Source organism: Pseudoalteromonas translucida KMM 520, from assembly GCF_001465295.1.
Taxonomy (GTDB): Bacteria; Pseudomonadota; Gammaproteobacteria; order Enterobacterales; family Alteromonadaceae; genus Pseudoalteromonas; species Pseudoalteromonas translucida.
Genome location: NZ_CP011034.1, coordinates 2,147,589 through 2,165,957 on the forward strand (window position 1 = coordinate 2,147,589; position 18,369 = coordinate 2,165,957).

At 39.9% G+C, this 18,369-nt stretch carries 17 protein-coding genes and 1 tRNA gene; 5 read left to right on the plus strand and 13 right to left on the minus strand.

Going from position 1 to position 18,369, the window contains the following annotated elements; all coding sequences use genetic code 11:
• Window positions 1-28 precede the first annotated feature (28 nt).
• The 9 genes from tolB to PTRA_RS10000 form a co-directional block, all read right to left on the minus strand.
• Entirely contained in the window at window positions 29-1,387 is a 1,359-nt protein-coding gene (tolB, locus tag PTRA_RS09960) for a Tol-Pal system beta propeller repeat protein TolB (protein WP_058373667.1), read from the minus strand.
• Between the two features lie 9 nt (window positions 1,388-1,396).
• Window positions 1,397-2,302, minus strand: coding sequence for a cell envelope integrity protein TolA (tolA, locus tag PTRA_RS09965; protein ID WP_058373668.1), 906 nt, complete (start codon window positions 2,300-2,302; stop codon window positions 1,397-1,399).
• A gap of 4 nt (window positions 2,303-2,306) precedes the next feature.
• Window positions 2,307-2,738 carry a protein TolR gene (tolR, locus tag PTRA_RS09970; protein ID WP_041454479.1) on the minus strand — a complete coding sequence of 144 codons (432 nt, stop codon included), beginning with the start codon at window positions 2,736-2,738 and terminating at the stop codon, window positions 2,307-2,309.
• The gene (gene tolQ, locus PTRA_RS09975; RefSeq protein WP_058373669.1) at window positions 2,725-3,429 is read right to left on the minus strand and encodes a protein TolQ; all 705 of its coding nucleotides are present in this window, start codon (window positions 3,427-3,429) and stop codon (window positions 2,725-2,727) included. The genes tolR and tolQ overlap by 14 nt, the downstream gene beginning before the upstream one ends.
• Before the next feature lie 991 nt (window positions 3,430-4,420).
• Window positions 4,421-5,428 carry a Holliday junction branch migration DNA helicase RuvB gene (gene ruvB, locus PTRA_RS09980; protein WP_058373670.1) on the minus strand — a complete coding sequence of 336 codons (1,008 nt, stop codon included), beginning with the start codon at window positions 5,426-5,428 and terminating at the stop codon, window positions 4,421-4,423.
• A 7-nt stretch (window positions 5,429-5,435) separates the two neighbouring features.
• The gene (ruvA, locus tag PTRA_RS09985; protein WP_058373671.1) at window positions 5,436-6,053 is read right to left on the minus strand and encodes a Holliday junction branch migration protein RuvA; all 618 of its coding nucleotides are present in this window, start codon (window positions 6,051-6,053) and stop codon (window positions 5,436-5,438) included.
• Between the two features lie 2 nt (window positions 6,054-6,055).
• Window positions 6,056-6,580, minus strand: coding sequence for a crossover junction endodeoxyribonuclease RuvC (ruvC, locus tag PTRA_RS09990; RefSeq protein ID WP_011328549.1), 525 nt, complete (start codon window positions 6,578-6,580; stop codon window positions 6,056-6,058).
• 129 nt (window positions 6,581-6,709) lie between these two features.
• Complete coding sequence (locus PTRA_RS09995) at window positions 6,710-9,211, minus strand: ABC transporter permease (RefSeq protein ID WP_058373672.1); 2,502 nt, start codon at window positions 9,209-9,211, stop codon at window positions 6,710-6,712.
• Window positions 9,201-9,914, minus strand: a complete 714-nt coding sequence (locus PTRA_RS10000; protein WP_058374581.1) for an ABC transporter ATP-binding protein — start codon at window positions 9,912-9,914, stop codon at window positions 9,201-9,203. Before PTRA_RS10000 ends, PTRA_RS09995 begins: the two co-directional genes overlap by 11 nt.
• Here PTRA_RS10000 and PTRA_RS10005 point away from each other — a divergent pair, their 5' ends adjacent.
• Both PTRA_RS10005 and PTRA_RS10010 read left to right on the plus strand, forming a co-directional pair.
• Window positions 9,915-10,538, plus strand: a complete 624-nt coding sequence (locus PTRA_RS10005; RefSeq protein WP_058373673.1) for an arylesterase — start codon at window positions 9,915-9,917, stop codon at window positions 10,536-10,538.
• Window positions 10,539-10,664: 126 nt separating this feature from the next.
• Window positions 10,665-10,741 (plus strand) — tRNA-Pro (locus tag PTRA_RS10010).
• 99 nt (window positions 10,742-10,840) lie between these two features.
• Here the strand turns inward: PTRA_RS10010 and PTRA_RS10015 are convergent.
• Window positions 10,841-11,341, minus strand: coding sequence for a nuclear transport factor 2 family protein (locus PTRA_RS10015; protein ID WP_058373674.1), 501 nt, complete (start codon window positions 11,339-11,341; stop codon window positions 10,841-10,843).
• A gap of 180 nt (window positions 11,342-11,521) precedes the next feature.
• Here PTRA_RS10015 and PTRA_RS10020 point away from each other — a divergent pair, with 180 nt between their 5' ends.
• Window positions 11,522-12,403, plus strand: coding sequence for an SDR family NAD(P)-dependent oxidoreductase (locus PTRA_RS10020; protein ID WP_058373675.1), 882 nt, complete (start codon window positions 11,522-11,524; stop codon window positions 12,401-12,403).
• 131 nt (window positions 12,404-12,534) lie between these two features.
• Here the strand turns inward: PTRA_RS10020 and PTRA_RS10025 are convergent, their stop codons facing one another.
• Window positions 12,535-12,783: a hypothetical protein gene (locus PTRA_RS10025; protein WP_058373676.1), complete on the minus strand. Its 249-nt coding sequence runs from the start codon at window positions 12,781-12,783 to the stop codon at window positions 12,535-12,537.
• Between the two features lie 166 nt (window positions 12,784-12,949).
• Here PTRA_RS10025 and PTRA_RS10030 point away from each other — a divergent pair, with 166 nt between their 5' ends.
• Window positions 12,950-13,348, plus strand: coding sequence for a YkgJ family cysteine cluster protein (locus PTRA_RS10030; protein WP_058373677.1), 399 nt, complete (start codon window positions 12,950-12,952; stop codon window positions 13,346-13,348).
• A 78-nt stretch (window positions 13,349-13,426) separates the two neighbouring features.
• Here the strand turns inward: PTRA_RS10030 and PTRA_RS10035 are convergent, their stop codons facing one another.
• Window positions 13,427-15,058 carry a cyanophycinase gene (locus PTRA_RS10035; protein WP_058373678.1) on the minus strand — a complete coding sequence of 544 codons (1,632 nt, stop codon included), beginning with the start codon at window positions 15,056-15,058 and terminating at the stop codon, window positions 13,427-13,429.
• 246 nt (window positions 15,059-15,304) lie between these two features.
• Here PTRA_RS10035 and PTRA_RS10040 point away from each other — a divergent pair, with 246 nt between their 5' ends.
• Window positions 15,305-15,892: a hypothetical protein gene (locus PTRA_RS10040; RefSeq protein ID WP_058373679.1), complete on the plus strand. Its 588-nt coding sequence runs from the start codon at window positions 15,305-15,307 to the stop codon at window positions 15,890-15,892.
• A 49-nt stretch (window positions 15,893-15,941) separates the two neighbouring features.
• On the opposite strand, the gene PTRA_RS10045 is transcribed toward PTRA_RS10040, so the two are convergent.
• Window positions 15,942-18,137: a UvrD-helicase domain-containing protein gene (locus PTRA_RS10045; RefSeq protein WP_058373680.1), complete on the minus strand. Its 2,196-nt coding sequence runs from the start codon at window positions 18,135-18,137 to the stop codon at window positions 15,942-15,944.
• Between the last annotated feature and the right edge of the window lie 232 nt (window positions 18,138-18,369).

Sequence of the window (18,369 nt, forward strand, 5' to 3'; positions counted from 1 at the left end):
ATTCCTATTTTGAGTAAACCAGCAATTATTACTGTAAATATGGCGACCAAGCTGGCGCCTTTACTTGTCCGTCTAGCACAGGTAACCGTGCTTTAAAGCGACCGTCCATCGATACCAGCGCAAGTACCTGTTTATTATTATGAAGCGTGCTATATATAATCATCGAGCCATTTGGCGCTATACTCGGTGATTCATCAAGGCGAGTTCGTGTTAATACTTGAAACGCACCTGTTGCCAGCTCTTTTTTAGCAAGATGGTACTGCCCGTTGGTACGGTTAACCATCACTAATTCTTTGCCATCGGGTGTTATTGAACCTGCTAGGTTCATATCACCGTCAAAGCTTAATCTTTGTGTTCTGCCAGTTTTTAAATTTAACTTATAAATCTGGGCATTACCACCCCTTTCAGATGTAAATACAATATCTTGGCCATTAGGATACCACGATGGCTCTGTATCTATACTGCGATGACGAGTAAGACGCGTTTCTTTGCGTGTTATTAAGTCTAGTAAGTAAACTTCGGTTGCACCGGTTTTATCTTTTGAAAGTACTAACAGTAACTTTTTACCATCTGGCGAAAACTGCGGTGCACCATTAATACCAGGATAACTAGTAACTAATTCACGTTTACCTGAGTATAGGTCTTGAATGTAAATTTGGCTCTGACGATTTTCAAACGTTACATAGGCTAACTTAGTGCCATCGGGCGACCATGCTGGCGACATTAACGGCTCTTTAGAGCGTAGTAATACTTGCTCATTAAAGCCATCATAGTCAGAAACCACCAGTTGATAAGGTCTGTCGTCATTATCGCGTACTATAACATAGGCTATTTTAGTTAAAAATGCGCCCTTTTCACCGGTTAATTTTTCGTAAATCACATCACTTATACGGTGCGAATAACGACGAAAGCCGGTGTCGCTAATAATACTTTCACGTGCTTCTAAAATATGGTCTTGGTTTTTAATTAATTTACCGTTAGTCATCATTTGCGTTTGACCACCGGTAATTTGCCCACGAATAACATCAACCAGCTCATAACGTACCAAGTAGCGGCCATTAGATTGCTGCTCAACTTCGCCAACTAATATTGCCTCTACGCCTTTGTTAACCCAAGACGCATAGTTAATATCACTATCTTTACTTGGCTGTTGCGGCATTTGTGCTACATCTACAGGTTTAAATTTACCACTGCGCATTAAATCTGCAGCAATAACGTCACTGATTTTTTGCGGAATAGGGCCAACACCTTGATACTTAAATGGCACAATAGCAATTGGCCGTGCACCATCTATACCCTCTGTTATTACAATTTCCAGTGCTGCATTTGCAACGCCCTGAAAACCCAATAATAAAATTAAACAGGCTACTTTTACTTTGTTGAACATATCATTCCTTTAAAATTCTGGCTTGATTGTTAAATTTATATTCTTAAGTTGGTCGAATACGTCTTTATCTTTTGATACTGGTAATGTGTCGGCCATACGCACCGCTCTTAATGCAGCTTCACACACTAATCTATCGCCGCCTAATGAGGTAACTTGCGTTACTAAGCCATTAAAGCCTAAACGAATGTTAACTCGGCACTGCTGATTTTTCATTTTTTCGTCAATAAGTAAGTTCTGCTGTATACGTGCCATTATTAATGCGCGGTACTTATCTACTTCACTCACTACCTGTTGTTGGCGTATTTTACTGCGAGCAGCCTGCTCTTTAGCAAGTTGCTCTTGTAACATTTGCTCTTGCATTGCTTGCTCACGCTTGCGTTCGGCTTCTTCTTCGCGTTTTTTGCGATCAGCTTGTGCTTTTTTAAGCGCGTCTTCCTCAGCTTTGCGTTTATCAGCGGCAGCCTTAGCTGCGTTTTCAGACTCTTGCTTTTGCTTTTCGGCTTGCTTTGCTTTAGCGCGTTCCTGCTGCTCTATAGCACGTGCTTTTTTAGCTTGCGCTTGCGCCTCTGCCGTTTCTTTCTCTTTGGCTTTACGCTCTTGCTCTAACTTTTTAATTTGTCGCGCTTCTGATTCTCGCTCTTTACGCGCATTACTAGCTCTGCGCTCTAAATCGCGAATACGTTTGTCTTCAGCTCGCTTTTGATCGTCTTCTTTTTTTCTAAGTTGCGCAATTTTTTGCTCAACCTGCTTTTGATCAACCGTTACCGCAGACACCGCTTTGTCTACATCGGGAATAGCCGAATTAAGCGTAACTTCCATTACCTTAGGCGCTGGTGGATGAATGTTTGCGGTGGCATACAAAAAACCACCTAATGCCACATGTAAAAGTACTGATTTTATTAATGGTGTCTGCATAAGGCTACTTCGTCCCCTCAAAGGATTCGGTCATTAACCCTACCGATGGCACGCCTGCTCTTTTTAAAAAGTCCATTAATAGTAATACTTCTTGATATGACACTTTGCCCGAGCCTTTTATCATTACGGGTACATCTGGGTTTTTCATCAGCTGTAACTTAATTACGGCAGCTACATCTAGCGCTTCCATTGGCTCTTCAGGGTCGGTGCCAACGCTTACATAGTATCGGCCATCTGCATCAATAGAGGCAATAATAGGTGGTGTATCTTTGGTGTCAACTAAGTCTGACTCTTCCATTTTTGGCAAGTCAACTTTAACACCGTGAGTAATGAGTGGTGCTGTAGCCATAAATATAATTAGTAGTACCAACATTACATCAATGTAAGGCACTACATTAATTTCTGCGACCGGACGGCGCTTTTTACGCTGATACATTCGCTTGGGCCTCTATTTGAGTAGCTGCTTGACGGTGTAGGATATTAGCAAACTCTTCCATAAAGTTAATATAATGCGTTTCTAGTTTTTCAACTTTATTAGCAAAACGGTTGTAGGCAATAACGGCTGGAATAGCTGCAAATAACCCCATTGCAGTGGCAATCAACGCCTCAGCAATACCTGGTGCTACCATTTGTAGCGTAGCTTGCTTAACTTCGCCCAGTGCAATAAAGGCATTCATTATGCCCCACACTGTCCCAAACAAGCCTATATAAGGGCTAATTGAGCCCACTGTTGCTAAAAATGATAAACTTGATTCTAACTTTTCTACTTCACGCGAAAGCGCCACTCGCATAGAGCGATGCGTGCCTTCCATAACAATGCCAGCACTTTGAAATGTATTTTTTTTATGACGTGCAAACTCTTTAAAGCCAGCGGTAAATAACGCTTCTATACCTTTTGATTGCCCACTACGTGATGAAATTTCGCTATACAGCTTACTTAAATCAATACCAGACCAAAACTTTTGTTCAAATTTTTTGGCATTGTTTAAAGCGTCTGAGATTGCTTTTTTACGCTGAAAAATAATAGCCCACGACATTACCGACATCGCTACTAACGCTAGCATCACTAGTTGCACAAGCAAACTTGCTTCTAGAATTAGATCTAAAAAATTAAGCCCTGATCCCACGTTAAACTCCTAAAAAATTAAAAATACATCAAATTGATTTATTTGGATAATATGACCTTACACCTGAACTACAAAGGGTAAGCGTCTAAAGTTGTAGCTAGTGTATATAGTGTATTTCCCGCTTACAACGATCTTGCTATGAATAGACAACAAAAAACGTTAAAAAATTCTATTATTTTTATTAAACCGTAAAATAACCCGTTTATTATAATTGCGTAATTAATATTAGTGTTTATTAATGCGTTATTATAAAGGTAATACTCAGTTAAATTAGCTGTTTATTCAAAATATAAGCATAAGCACGCAAAACAACCTAAGGTTTACTTTAACGTAATAGTAAAACTAATACCGAAATTTAATGCAAAATACAATATAAGCAAATAATTTCATAAGGTTATAATGTTAACGATTAATTAACGTGCAACAATTAAACATTCATAAAAAGCATTCAGATTAGTTTTTTTCATCTGAAATTATAAATTTTCTAGTTTGAACAAAAAACAACTCTTCGGTATTATTACCTCATACCGAGCTAACGCATTAAATGAAAATTTTCATTGCATCCAGTTCTTCGTAATATGATATTTTATCGTATTACATTGTTTTACTTTTTTAGGATAAAACCTAAGTAAGTAAAATAGAGTTCCCAAGATTACTTCCTTCAACTTGTTGTTTGCCCGCATTATTTGCGGGCTTTTTTTTGCCCATAAATAATCTTCATAACATTAATACCTAGGTATTAAGTTAACATCACAACTTCAGCGTTTATAACAATTGCATAAGGCCTAAGCTAGTGCGCCACAGCAAGCCACCTATTGGTTAACACCAGCAATATAACGCAGGCACAATAACCTCGATTGACTTAACCCATCGTGAATTATTGCTAAATTTAAGTACGCATACCAACCACATAAAACACGGCTAAGCATACACTAAAAAGCCATTGCAATTAATTAATCACAATGGCTTTTAAATTGGGTAAAGCTTTTTATTAGTCTTGCTTTGGGAGTAAACCAAAGTGATGGTATGCGTTGTCTGACACTATGCGTCCACGGGGTGTGCGTTGAATAAAGCCCTGTTGAATTAAAAAGGGCTCTATTACGTCTTCAATGGTCTCTTTTTCCTCGCCAATAGCTGCAGCTATATTATCGAGCCCAACTGGGCCACCCATAAATTTTTCTATAATGGCAAGTAAGTACTTACGATCCATATAATCAAAACCGCTTTTATCTACATCAATCATATTAAGTGCCAGCTCTGCTACTTCGGCGTTTACTGTACCGTCTGACTTTACTTGGGTGTAGTCACGCACTCGGCGTAGTAACCTATTGGCAATTCGGGGGGTACCGCGTGAGCGTTTAGCTATTTCAACTGCGCCCTCGTCGCACATTTCTAAATTAAGAAAGTGCGCCGATCGCCCTACTATGTACGATAAGTCTTCTACTGAATAAAACTCTAAGCGCTGCACAATACCAAAGCGATCACGCAGTGGAGATGTTAACGAACCCGCACGAGTAGTTGCGCCAATAAGCGTAAACGAGGGCAAGTCTAATTTTATCGAGCGTGCTGCTGGGCCTTCACCTATCATAATATCAAGTTGGTAGTCTTCCATTGCTGGGTAGAGTATTTCTTCAACTTGTGGGCTCAACCTGTGTATTTCATCAATAAATAACACATCACCTTCTTCAAGGTTGGTTAGCAATGCGGCTAAATCACCAGCTTTTTCAAGTACTGGCCCTGAGGTTGCCTTTATGTTTACCTGCAGCTCGTTGGCAACAATATTAGCTAATGTCGTTTTACCCAAACCTGGTGGGCCAAAAATAAGCAGGTGATCGAGTGCTTCGCCTCGGCTACGGGCCGCTTCAATAAAAATTTCCATTTGCTGTTTAACATGCGGTTGACCACGGTAATCGGCGAGTAGTTTTGGCCTAATTGCACGGTCTATAGAGTCTTCGTTGGGTTTTTCAGTCGCGTCAATTAAGCGATCAGCTTCGATCATAGGTTACTCACAGCATTGATTTTAAAGATTCTTTAATAAGAACCTCAGTAGACATATCGGGTTTACTTACTGATTTTACTGCTTTTTGCGCTTGTGGCAATTTATAACCTAGCGACACTAAAGCCGACACAGCATCATCGGCGGCATTATTAGCAATTGTCGCGTCGCTAAACGGCTCAATAACCGCACTGTCGCTGAAAGGAGTGAATAAATCGTTGCCCCAATTTTTTAATCTGTCTTTCATTTCGAGTACTAGCCGCTCGGCGGTTTTTTTACCTACCCCGGGTAATTTAACTAAGCTTGTGGAGTCTTCGTTATTTACACAGCTTACAAATTGCTGCGCCGACATACCCGACAAAATAGCTAAACCCAGCTTTGGCCCTACGCCATTGGCCTTTAATAACTCTCTAAATAAGGCACGCTCTACTTTATTGTTAAAGCCAAACAATAGTTGTGCATCTTCGCGTACTACAAAATGAGTATAAACAATGGCATTTTCGCCAACTTTAGGTAAGTCGTAAAAGCAGGTCATTGGCATTTGTACTTCGTAGCCAACACCGCTTACCTCTAATAATATTTCGGGAGGTTGTTTTTCGACTAAAATACCATTTAAGCGACCAATCATAGTTATTTCCTTAAACGTCCTCTAACGGTTTTGCTTGCGCTACCCGCTAGTTTTATTAAATTTTGTTCTGAGTGCGCATGGCAAATAGCAATAGCCAGTGCATCGGCGGCATCGGCTTGTGGCGTACCAGGTAGTTTTAAAATATTTTTAACCATATGCTGCACTTGGGTTTTATCGGCACCACCATTGCCTACTACGGCTTGTTTTATTTGCCTTGCTGAGTATTCAAATACCGGTAAGTCGGCCATTGCAGCGCCTACAATAGCAGCACCACGTGCTTGGCCTAGCTTTAGGGCTGAGTCGGGATTGTGCGCCATAAACACTTTTTCTATCGCGAAGGTTTCTGGCGAAAACTGCTCTATAAGCTGGGTAATGCCTTGGTAAATCATTTTTAGTCTTATATGAAACTCATGGTCCGCTAATTTAATGCAACCACTGCCTAAATAAGTGAATTTAGATCCCTGATGCGCTACAACACCGTAGCCAGTTAAGCGTGAGCCCGGATCAATCCCTAAAATTATGGCCAAAAAGCACTCTCATTATTGTTATTCGTTAATTAGGCTAATAATGCCAGAGCACTGTATAAATTACCAGTAACAATAAAACAAAAACGGCCACTTTAGTGGCCGTTTTCCTTTTGCTTAAATATTGGCAACTTAACCTAACGCACGTACCAGCCCTTGGGTGTTTTGCTTAAGTGTGCGAGCAATCATAAAATAGCCTAACCCTGCTACAAACACTCCACCCGCCACCGGTCCTATTAGCCAAATATGCGGATGTAATTTACCCGCCAGATCAAATAACTGCTGCTGTACAATTAATAGCGCAATATCACTAAAAAAAGCGGCAACTAAGCCGGCCAAACCACCAAGCAATAAAAATTCATATAAAGTGGCGTTTTTAATAAGCCGGCTTTTTGCACCAAGTGTGCGCAGTATTACAATTTCTTGCATGCGCTCGCCTAAGCTTGCTTGCACTTGCGATATTAATACCAGTGCACCACACAACACCACAATAGTAAGTACAAAGCCAATTGCAAGTGACACTTGCTCTATGGTTGATTGTATTTGTTTAACAAAGTTACCTACATCTATAGCAGTAACCGTTGGGTAGCTGCGCAGCAATTGGCTAAAGTCGCGTTTTTGATCTGGCTCAATACGTACCGACGATATATAGGTTGCCGGAAAGTCTTTGAGCACATCAGGACTTAAAATAATAAAAAAGTTTGGCTTAAGGGTGGCCCAGTTTACTTTACGCACACTAGTAATTTTAGCGTCAAACGACTGCGCACCAATTAAAAACGTTAGCGTGTCGCCAAGTTCAACATCTAAACGCTCAAGCATAGACTCCTCAATGGATGCCTCTGCTAATGTGTTTTTATTAAACCACTGCCCTTGCACTATTTCGTTTTGCGCTGGCGGCGTTTCAAGCCAGGTTAGGTTTAGCTCGCGACCAATACCGGCGCGTGCCTCTTCGTCTTTTTTCTCGTTGTCTTGCAGAGATACTTCTCGCGCTACCAGCTCGCCATTTACCGCATTTACCCGGCCACGAATAGTGGGGTAAAACTCCGATACCTGAATGTTTTTTTGCGCCAAATAAGTATTAATTGGCTCAAGTTCGTTTTGGGTAATATTGACTAAAAATGCATTTGGAGCATCGTCTGGTAACTGCGACTGCCAGTCGGCTATCATGTCGTTTTTAAGTACCACTAAAAATAGTAATAGTTTAATGGCGAGGGAAAAACTGATCAGCTGGACTGCATTCACATTTGCACGTTTTTGAATTGACGCAATTGCCAGCGACCAGCTATTACCGGGCTTTAAGCCCAATTTACGGCCACCACCAAATATAATTTTAGACACCAAAAACAACACGCCAATTAAAGTAAGCGTTGAGGCAAACAGAATCAGGGTAATTTTTATATTATTGCTAAATAACCACATCAGTAAAAACACGGTAAATGCACTCATAGCTAAGTGCACCCGGCTAACCGCTAGTTTATCGCCTAAGTTACGACGCAGCACCCGCAGTGGCGGAATATCAAATAAATCAAATAACGGCTTGATAGAAAACATCACTGCACAAATTACACCTGTGCTAATTGCCACTAACCACGGCTTAAAACCTGCCATTGGCAAAGTTGTACCCATGATTTTTGCTAAATAATGTGTCGCAATTTCTTGTAAACCATAACCAATTAATAAACCCACAGTGACCGCCATTAAACACACCATTAATAAATGTGTAAGGTAAATTTTGCGGATCATTGCCCGGCTACCACCTAAGGTTTTCATCATAGCAACTGGGTCGTATTGGCGTTCACAATAACGCTTTGCAGATACCGCAATTGCCACTGCGGCTAAAATAATGCCCAGTAAACCTGCTAGCAACAAAAAGCTTTCTGCACGATTTAAACTATTAGATATTGGTGATTGGCGATCTTTTACGCCATACCATTGTTGGTTTTCTTTTAGCTGTGGTTTTAGCCAATCGTAAAAACTATTTATATCGCTTTCATCGCCGGCATAAAGCTGACGATAAAATACTCGGCTACCCGGTTGTATTACTTCTGTTTTTTCCACGTCGTTAATGTTTATAAGCACCCTGCGGCTACTCGAAAACACATTAAAAGGCGCGTCGGGCTCTTCTACAATTACTTTTTCTACGTTAAATAATGCAGCACCTAGCTCTACTACATCGCCTATATCTATATTTAAACTATAAAATACCGACTCGCTAAGCCACACATTGCCAAGTGTTGGTCCGCCGTTAGCAACTTCGGTTTCTCCATTTAGGCTCGACTTAACCTTAAGTTGCCCCTTTAACGGGTAACCACTTGAGGCCGCTTTTACCGAACTAAATTGCATTTCGTCGTTGGCAAATAACATGGTGTCGAAGTAAAGCATTTGTGCGGTTTTTAAATTTTGTTGCTCTGCTTTAACTATATAAGAAGTGTCGATTACGTGATTACTGCCAAGCACTCGGTCGGCGGCAATAAAGGCGCTACTTTTTTGCGCAATACTCTGTGCAATACGCTCAGTAATCATAGATAAAGTAAGCACGGTAAGTACCGCAAGTGCTATAGCCGCACTTATCACCGTAAGCTCACCACGGCGAAACTCCCGCGAAAATAACTTAAGTGCTAACTTAGCCCACATTTGCTATTTCCTCTGCTGAGTTTTCTACTAATCGGCCACCTTCAATTTGAATAATATGCTGGCATTTTTGTGCAAGCGCCTCGTCATGCGTTACTAAAATAAGCGTAGTACCATGCTGCGAATTTAGATCAAACAATAACGACTCAATCATTTTACCATTTTTACTGTCTAGGTTTGCCGAAGGCTCATCGGCAAACAGTATTTTTGGCGTGCCAATAAATGCCCGCGCAATAGCAACGCGTTGCTGCTCACCACCAGAGAGTTGCGACGGATAATGATCAATGCGATGGCTCAAGCCTACCTTTTCTAGCAAAGTAAGTGCTTGCTGTTTAGCATCGCGCTCCCCTGCAAGTTCAGCGGGTAGCATTACGTTTTCCAGCGCTGTTAAACTTTGTACTAACATAAACGACTGAAATACAAAGCCTACTTTTGCGGCGCGCAGCCCTGCACGCGCTTCTTCATCGAGATTATGTAGCGGCTCGCCATCTAAAAATATTTCACCGCCACTTGCTGTATCAAGCCCAGCTAACAAACTAAGTAACGTAGATTTACCAGAACCAGAAGTGCCCACTACCGCAACAGATTCGCCATGCTTGACATTAAAGCTGATGTCGCTGAGGATGGGCAACTCCCCTTCAAAGGTAGATACCACTTTAGACAAACCATTTACTTGAATTATATTTAATTGAGAAAGCGCTGACATATGACTCATTCAATCCTACGTTTTGTATTCATTTTATTTTTAGTTATTAAGCCACTAAGTGCAGCAGCTAATAACACCATTTTAATACTTGGTGACAGTTTAAGCGCAGCCTACGGACTTAAACAAGAACAAGGCTGGGTACAATTGTTACAAGATAAATACGATGCTGAGCAAAGTAATATCAAACTTATTAATGCCAGTATTAGTGGCGAAACAACCGGTGGTGCACTGCGCCGTGTAGATGCCTTGCTAGCGCAATATCAACCAACTCATGTACTTATTGAGCTGGGCGCAAACGACGGTTTACGTGGTTTTCCGGTGAGTAAGCTACAAGCTAACTTAACCGAATTAATCAAAAAAAGCCAAGCAGCCGATGCCACCAGCGCTCTAATGGAAATTTATATTCCCCCTAATTACGGGCCACGTTACAGCAAAATGTTTACCGATAGTTTTACACAAGTAAGTAAAAATACAAACGCTTACCTTATGGACTTTTTTGTACTTAAAGTCGCTGGGCAAAACGACTTAATGCAAAACGATAACCTGCACCCTAACAAAACTGCGCAACCAATACTACGAGACGAAATGTATAACACGATCAAACTGTGGTTAAATAAAGACTAGTGCACATGCTTTAACTACTTTTAATTGCGCAAGAAAACTATTTTCAGCCTGCTTGCGCAAAAAACACCCAAACAAACAAATGCTTATTGATTTTTAAAAAAATACACGTACTATTGCAACTTCAGTCGGTATGTGGCGCAGCTTGGTAGCGCACTGTCATGGGGTGGCAGGGGTCGAGAGTTCGAATCTCTCCATACCGACCAGCTTTAAAAGCCTTTTAAATAACCAAAATCAATTACTTTGCAACACGCTCAGTTACTTTATTGCTACCTTTCCTGAATTTTTAAAAAATTTACAGTAACCTAGTTTGGCATGCAGTTTCCGCTATAAACCACTTTGCTATATTCACCTGAAAAATCACTCATGCTTACCGAGTTTATTATAAATGCACTTTTGCTGATCAGCCATTGACCGTCACTTTGCTTTTCAAATTCGTCGAAGTAGTAGCCACCTAATTGCACATGGAGCTTATCTTTGGTGTTGATACTTTGAAAGCGAAGGTTAATTTTAGTCTTGGCTGTATTGTCGGTGACTTCTAAAAAAACCGGATTTTGCGCGTGATGCATATCAACTATATGGTCGTGGCAACCAAGATCTTTAAAAACAGCCACAAAATCTTCTCGTCGATTAAACTGGCCAATGTGACCAAAGTTAATATCTACTTCGCCGCTAATAAAGCAATTAGTTACCACCTCAGGTTGTTTTTCATCGCAGGCATTTAGGTAGCGATATTTCAACTCTAATATTGATTGCTTGTCTTCTAGTTGCTGTAAACGTTGCTCGGTAGTCTTTATATATTTCATGACAGCCCTTTGTTTTTTGGTTGATTTTTAAGCTAGGCTTTTATACTAAGGCTTTACATGCTAATTTCAATACAAATATATCTTTATTACCAATATGGCTGCTATCGAAACTAAGTTGAGCTGTTTAGCCAATTTAACCTTTAGTATTTTTTATGTGTCGTTTTTTAAATGAGGGAATTCATGCAACAGGAAGAAGCAAAAGTTGCCATTGTAACCGGTGCTAGCCGCGGTGCAGGCAGAGGCATTGCCTTAGCTTTAGGTAAAAAAGGCATGACAGTTTATGTTACTGGCCGCAGTATAAAAACAGGCTCAGTTTTAGGGTGGGATGGTTCGGTATTACCCGGAACAGTATATGAAACTGCCGAGAAAATTAATCAAGCAGGTGGTATAGGTATTGCTGTGGTGTGCGATCACAGTGACGATGCACAAACCGCCGCATTATTTGCTCAGGTTGAAAAAGAGCAAGGCCGATTAGATATTTTGGTTAATAACGCTGCATTTATTCATGATCAATTAGTTGAACAAAAGCCATTTTGGGAAAAAGAGATTAATGCGGGTAAAATTTTAGATGTAGGTTTGCGCTCTGCTTACGTGGCTAGTTGGCATGGCGCAAAAATAATGGCTAAGCATAACAGTGGTTTAATTATGTTTGGTTCATCATTTGGTGCTAGTTGTTATATTCATGGGCCTGCTTATGGTGCACAAAAGGCGGGCCTTGATAAGCTTGCTCATGATATGGCGGTAGACTTTAAAGGCACAGGTATGCGCGCTGTATCTATTTGGATGGGGCCACTCTTAACCGAACGTTCGGCCATTATAGGTAAACTAGATAAAGAGCAATACCAGCAGTTTATGGCAACGGCAGAGTCACCAGAATTTATTGGTGATATTGTTTATGCTATCGCTAATGACCCTAATGGTGAGGAGCTTAACGGGCACACTGTAATTGCTGCCGAAATAGCCAAGCGTTTTAATATTACCGACAGAGAAGGTTTGCAGCCACCATCTTATCGCGAAATGTTAGGCTCCCCGAATAAGCCAAACCCTGCCGTAATTTATTAATAAGTTATAGCTGAGGCTGTTGAAGTTGATATCACCTATAAACCTTAAATAAGCTTATAGGCTAAAAAATTAAATAAACGCCGCAAATAAATTTAACAGTTTAAATTAAAGCGGCGTTTTAACCATTACAGTTAATGTTTACGCCCTACACCATTACGAACCATGTCTTGCCCTGTTTGGAATACGTTTTCTGTAATCATGCGTGCTAAAAGTAGCTTTTGATTATCGTCAAACACAGCAACAAAACGGCTGCCATCCTTATTATTAGTAGCCATACCAACACCGGCAACACCTTTAAGTCCAAAGCCACCGCTTTCTACATTAAGTAAAAAACTTTCAAGGTCGGCTAGGTTATCAATTATACTTTGCTCTTCACTCATTTGTTATAACTCTTTTAATCATGCTCCACGTACTGCAAAGCTTAGTAATACAATATGCTCGCTATTTTATATACTCTTGGTAAAAACTTAAACCTTTTAGCCAACAACACCGCATATCAATATAAGTGCTACACTGTGGCCTGGTTATTATGCTAACTGGCAAACTATGAAAGACTGTAATCAATGCGGTAAATGTTGTATTAAATACGGCGATGGCGACTTGAGTGCTACCCAAGATGAAATTGATTTATGGGAAATATTTAACCCTGAAATCTTTGAATTTGTTAAAAATAATGAAATATGGTTCGATCCTAAATCGGGCGTTAGGCTAAGCAGATGCCCTTTTTTAGAGGTTGAGCCTAAAACAAACCCACAAGCGCAAAATAAATATACTTGCAGTATTTACTTAGACCGCCCCGAAGACTGCCGTCATTATCCGAGCCTAATAGCTGAAATGATCAGAGATGAATGCGAAATGATTGAAATAACTGATCTGTCGCAGCCAATAAAAGCACAAATAAAACTAGATTTTATCATGCGTGATAGCCGCCCCGCTGGCTACTAAGTATTAAAACGGCCAATATAGTTTTATAAACAATATTTTGGCCGTTTTAATTAAACACGCTCTAGTAAACTTTCAGAACTAAAATGTACTCACTGCAAGCTCTAAATGACTGATAGCACAGCCATATTGCCCTTTATTAATACGATGATACGCGGTTTTAGCTTGTACACTTAAGCTCAATATAAACTGATCTTGTTGGGCAACAGTACTTTGTTCTTGGCTTAAACACATAGCTTGAATAAGTGAGCGTAATTTTGCATTCGTTAATATAGAGCCAAATCGTTGTAGCGGTAATGCTGGTATTTTAATATTTGCTAAAGCTTTATTAATGCTGCGCTGGCTTAGGGTAAAATCTTCATTTTTAATATCAATAACGCTGCCTGCAGGCCAGTATGAATAGTTATATTGCTGATTGCCTTTCGCTTTTAAATACACTACACCGCTTTTGCCTATTACGGTCATTAAATTACCTGCGGATGACTTTATAACGACTAACGCCGTGGCTTCATCAATACCAAAACCAAACTTTTGCTGCGTTTTATCAAGTACTGTTGCCAACCTTAATGTGCGGTTTTGTTCACTAAAGTGAGTATCGAGCACACCATAATTAAATGTTGCAAGGCCACCAGCAAGATTAAACATAGAACTATCGTTAATATCTGCCTGCAAAGCCAAAAGGCTCGACCCTTTAGTAATTGTAGCTATGTTACCACTTGTATTTTTGCCACCACTTTGAATAGCCGCCCCCGCGCCGCTACCTATAACAACAGGGCGTGTTTGCAATGCTTTAGTCCACGGGTAAGCTTGGTTGTTTTCATCAAACAGTACGCTGCGCGTTAAGCTTTGCTCGCCATTATTAAAAACTACTCCTGTACTGTTGTTTATTAGCTTTACCAAGCTATTAACGCCATTACTACAAAGGGCATTTTCTGCTTGAATGCGATCGGGATAAATAGCCTCACGGTTATACAATCCCATTTCTGACTGCCTATATTGTGGTAATTTTTCACAGGTGTTTGTAGTAATCGCTTTAACTAATGCAGGGGTCAATGCTAACCATTGGCTGTTTACACTTGCCGTACTAAATAAACCTTGAGTAAAATCGGCAGCAGCATAAGGGTCACGGCTTGCTGCTGTAATTGCCAACATACTTGGTTGTTCGTTAGCTACCTTTAAACTACCTGTTATAAATTGCAGTATATTGTTTATAGCCGGTTCATTACTCAAACTAGGGTTAACTTGCTCTGCTAATCGCTGCCCTTGAGAACTAAACTGAGGCACTTCAAGCATATCCATAACAAAGTGATACTCTTGCTCCGATAGGCTATTAAGCTGGGTATTATCAATATCACGCCAGTGCCATAACAATGCTGGCTTAGTTATTGATGCTGATGACTTGGCCTGTATCGCAAGTAAAATTTTAGCTGTGCTGCTTTTAACTTTTTGATTAGTGCTTGGCCACTGCTGAGTGATTTTTTTAACTTTTTCAGCCGTAACGCTAAATAAATGCTCTGCTTTACCCGCTATTTTGGTGTTTTTATCGCACTGCAGCGTGTTTAAACTACTGCAGCTACTTAGCTCGCTACCAACTAAAATTAACGTTTGGCTTTGTTCTGCGGCCGTTAAACTAGCCGAAAATATAAAGCTTAACAACACAGCTAAAAAGCGGGCCAATTGCTGTTGTCTGTAATGTGTAAATGCATGCGTCATGATATAACCCAAATAAAAAATGGCTTGTAATTACATCATGTTAATTTTTAATAACTTGGGCTGCAACTTTATATCTGAATCTAGATATGGTGTTAAGCCAATAACGCGCCGTTTCGCTTTGTTTAGCTAAAGATACTAACTACCTAAAGCGGTTAAATAGTACCTAAACAAAATTAAACACGCTGTTTATTGAGCCGGTGTTTTGTTTAACTTATGCTTATATTTTAGGCAACCCGAGTATGGAATATGGATTTTTCTGCTGAAGAAATCGACTTTTTATCTGATTTATTTAAATCCGATCAAAAACCTGCATTACCTCATGAGCCTATGTTAACCATGCAAAGCAGTGTGCCTGTTAGTGTTGCGCAGTTACTTAGCAATGCCAATTTAACTCTGCTGGCTGAGGTTGCCCATTATCAACTGTGGTTTCCGCTACACTTAAAAATTAATCGTTCAGGCACAATTACCCCTATTTTAAGCGCTCCTGAAGTTATTGATACTAAAGGTACTCAACGCAGTTGGCGCTGGAGCCATTTAAATATTAAAAGCCAAGGCTTTTGCATTGAATCAATTTCAAGCACAGGTGTATTTTTAAAGCCCACTGGTAAACACAAAAACTTATCAAAAGTTCAACACGTAGAATTTACCCTACCAAATAAAGAATCTGTTTCTATGGATATTGAGCCTGTAAGGCAAAGCAAGCATGGCCTTGCAGCTAAAATAAAACACATTCATACTGGTAAAGAACAATTAAGAGCTTATTTATTTGCAGAACACCAACGTCAATATGCTAATTTATATCAGCATGAACCATTAATTAATTCACCAAATTAGCACTTACAAACAACCTCTGGTTGCAGTCTCTGCATATTATTGCTTTTTGTTATTTGCTAAACAAAGTAGATACAACATGAATTGGATAGTTGTCATTTATTAATTCTTTAACAAATAACGACGGCTGTTTAGAATCAGCAATTAAGTAAGCCTTATGTTTTGCTCGGGTAAGCCCCACATACAATAAACGCCGCTCTTCTGAATAAGCAAAGGTGTCTTGGCTAGGTAGTAAAGCCTCCAGCAGCGGATTATTTTGCTGACTGCTCGGAAAACCAAACTTCCCCTGCTCCAACCCTATAATAATACAGTAATCTGCTTCTAACCCTTTGGCGCTATGCAGGGTTAAAAACACTACGTTTGCATTTTTTTGCTGTGAGGCTAAATGTTGTTGCACTTTATTGAGCGTATAACGATAACGGCTCAACACAGCAATACTCGCGTTTGCATGGTGTTTTTGAATAGTATTGATAGTTTGCTGGGTTTTTAGCGCTAACGACTTTTTACCTTGGTACACGTCATCTAATAAAATCACCTGAGGCTCAGCCACTTGCGTATGGGTAATAATATGCTTTTTATACTGCTCAGGGTTTTGCATAACAAAACGCCCTGCTACGTCACTTATACTATTGTTATACCTAAATGTTTTTTGCAACAACGTTAACGAATGACTACCTACTAACTCATTAAAACGTGTGGTAAGTGCTAAGTTACCACCAGAAAACCGATAAATGGCCTGCCAGTCGTCACCTACAGCGGTAAAACGCACCTTATGGCCATGCTTAATTAAACTGTTTAATAAAGCCATACGCGCAGCGGAAATATCCTGAAATTCATCCACTAAAATATGCTGCCATGGCACATTCACTTGCTGCTTATTTACAGCCTGAGTAGCTTGTAAAATCATATCGTCAAAATCAATACAGTTTTGCGCAATGAGTTGCGCTTTATAAGCGCGATGTATAGCAATTAATAACTGCGCGGCCGCACTGTGGTGATTAGTGTTTTTTTGATTACTATTAGTTTGACTCGTATTTAATTGATTGGTGCTTGATTGTTCGGTATTTAATTGATTATTTTGGCGCTTAAGCCGCTGAGTAATTTCGCTATCGGTTAACTGCTCAGCCCTTATAGCTGCTAAGCATTTTAAATATTTATCGACCTCATGCTTAAGCTGCCCTGAGTCTTTTAATATTGCCAGTACTTGCGTAGCATTAAGCTTATTTTTATGAATATCGTAGGACACTAAAGGCTTATCGAGCATAGCAATAAAGGCGCTTAACAATACCGGCTGGGCTTGTATTTGCTCACTTAACCATAATGTTAGCCAGCTCGACAGCGCACCAAAATCACTTACAAAAGGCGATATGTCGCAACTTTTACCTGCTTGTTGTAGCAGTTGTAACCCTAACGCATGAAAGGTTAAAACCTCTGGTGGCTTGCTTGCTAATTTAGCCTGCTGACCGCGTTTAATAAAGCGTGTTTTAAGCTCTTGTGCTGCAGTTTTATTATAAGCAAGTATCAGTATTTGCTCAGGCATTGCCTGTTTTGTAGCTATTAAATCAAGTGCTTTGGCCACCATAACTGAGGTTTTGCCGGTGCCCGCAGCAGCCAATACTAAATTTTTATCGTTATTGCGTATTACGGCAAGGCGCTGCTCATTGGTTAATGGGTTTGACTCCACGTTATTATAAAAATCGGCACGTTGTGCAAGTTGCTTGCGCTCATATTTATTACGCAGTTGTGCAATAGCATCACTCCTATTTTTTGCACTGGCCAATACCGATAAAAACTGGCTACTACTTGAAGATAAATGCCCTTGCCACACATTGTGGTTTTTCTGGTAGCGCTCGCTCAGTGAAAACACCTCAGCGCTTAAAATTGTGGTGTTACTGTCGCGTAAATACTCATCTAACGCAGTGCGCTTTAACAAAGCTTTAGCATTATTTATTTTGTGCTCAAGTGCTTGCGCAAAATGTTGGTTAATTACAATATTTAATGCTTTTGCCTGTGCTTTGTTTAAAAAGCTAATAGCAGTATGGGCGCTATTTTCACCTAGGATTAAATTAATATTGGCGCTAAATATTCGGTTTTGCAACTGCGCAAAATCGTTAAAACCCCTGATTAAAAACGATTGCTTTGTCGCGTTTTTAAACTCAATCACTAAGCTTTCTTGCTCAATGCTGAGTAATTTAATACGGGTGAAAAAACGGCCTAACCAACTGGGTGTGGCAAAATGCTGTGCCATAATACTCAATATCTAAGTAGGTAATAAAACAATTGTAACATACTCTTTTATAATACATTTAATTTAACAATTTACTGTAACTGAGCTTAGTAAATAGCTAATCTTAAAAATAAAAACAGCTGTTTATCGTTTTAGTTTGCGCCTTATTTTAGTCAGCGTTAAGCTGTGCCTTTATTTACTAATTATATTAACTGCATTTGCTATATGGCCTTGTTATAAGGTTAATTATAAT

What these genes read in the sequence shown, in the direction of transcription:
- tolB (WP_058373667.1), bottom strand. Translation starts at nt 1,387, where the DNA reads ATGTTCAACAAAGTAAAAGTAGCCTGTTTAATTTTATTATTGGGTTTT.
- PTRA_RS10030 (WP_058373677.1), top strand. Translation starts at nt 12,950, where the DNA reads ATGAAAGACTGTAATCAATGCGGTAAATGTTGTATTAAATACGGCGAT.
- ruvB (WP_058373670.1), bottom strand. Translation starts at nt 5,428, where the DNA reads ATGATCGAAGCTGATCGCTTAATTGACGCGACTGAAAAACCCAACGAA.
- PTRA_RS10015 (WP_058373674.1), bottom strand. Translation starts at nt 11,341, where the DNA reads ATGAAATATATAAAGACTACCGAGCAACGTTTACAGCAACTAGAAGAC.
- PTRA_RS10000 (WP_058374581.1), bottom strand. Translation starts at nt 9,914, where the DNA reads ATGTCAGCGCTTTCTCAATTAAATATAATTCAAGTAAATGGTTTGTCT.
- PTRA_RS10035 (WP_058373678.1), bottom strand. Translation starts at nt 15,058, where the DNA reads ATGACGCATGCATTTACACATTACAGACAACAGCAATTGGCCCGCTTT.
- PTRA_RS10040 (WP_058373679.1), top strand. Translation starts at nt 15,305, where the DNA reads ATGGATTTTTCTGCTGAAGAAATCGACTTTTTATCTGATTTATTTAAA.
- PTRA_RS09995 (WP_058373672.1), bottom strand. Translation starts at nt 9,211, where the DNA reads ATGTGGGCTAAGTTAGCACTTAAGTTATTTTCGCGGGAGTTTCGCCGT.
- PTRA_RS10005 (WP_058373673.1), top strand. Translation starts at nt 9,915, where the DNA reads ATGACTCATTCAATCCTACGTTTTGTATTCATTTTATTTTTAGTTATT.
- ruvA (WP_058373671.1), bottom strand. Translation starts at nt 6,053, where the DNA reads ATGATTGGTCGCTTAAATGGTATTTTAGTCGAAAAACAACCTCCCGAA.
- PTRA_RS10045 (WP_058373680.1), bottom strand. Translation starts at nt 18,137, where the DNA reads ATGGCACAGCATTTTGCCACACCCAGTTGGTTAGGCCGTTTTTTCACC.
- PTRA_RS10020 (WP_058373675.1), top strand. Translation starts at nt 11,522, where the DNA reads ATGCAACAGGAAGAAGCAAAAGTTGCCATTGTAACCGGTGCTAGCCGC.
- PTRA_RS10025 (WP_058373676.1), bottom strand. Translation starts at nt 12,783, where the DNA reads ATGAGTGAAGAGCAAAGTATAATTGATAACCTAGCCGACCTTGAAAGT.
- tolR (WP_041454479.1), bottom strand. Translation starts at nt 2,738, where the DNA reads ATGTATCAGCGTAAAAAGCGCCGTCCGGTCGCAGAAATTAATGTAGTG.
- tolA (WP_058373668.1), bottom strand. Translation starts at nt 2,302, where the DNA reads ATGCAGACACCATTAATAAAATCAGTACTTTTACATGTGGCATTAGGT.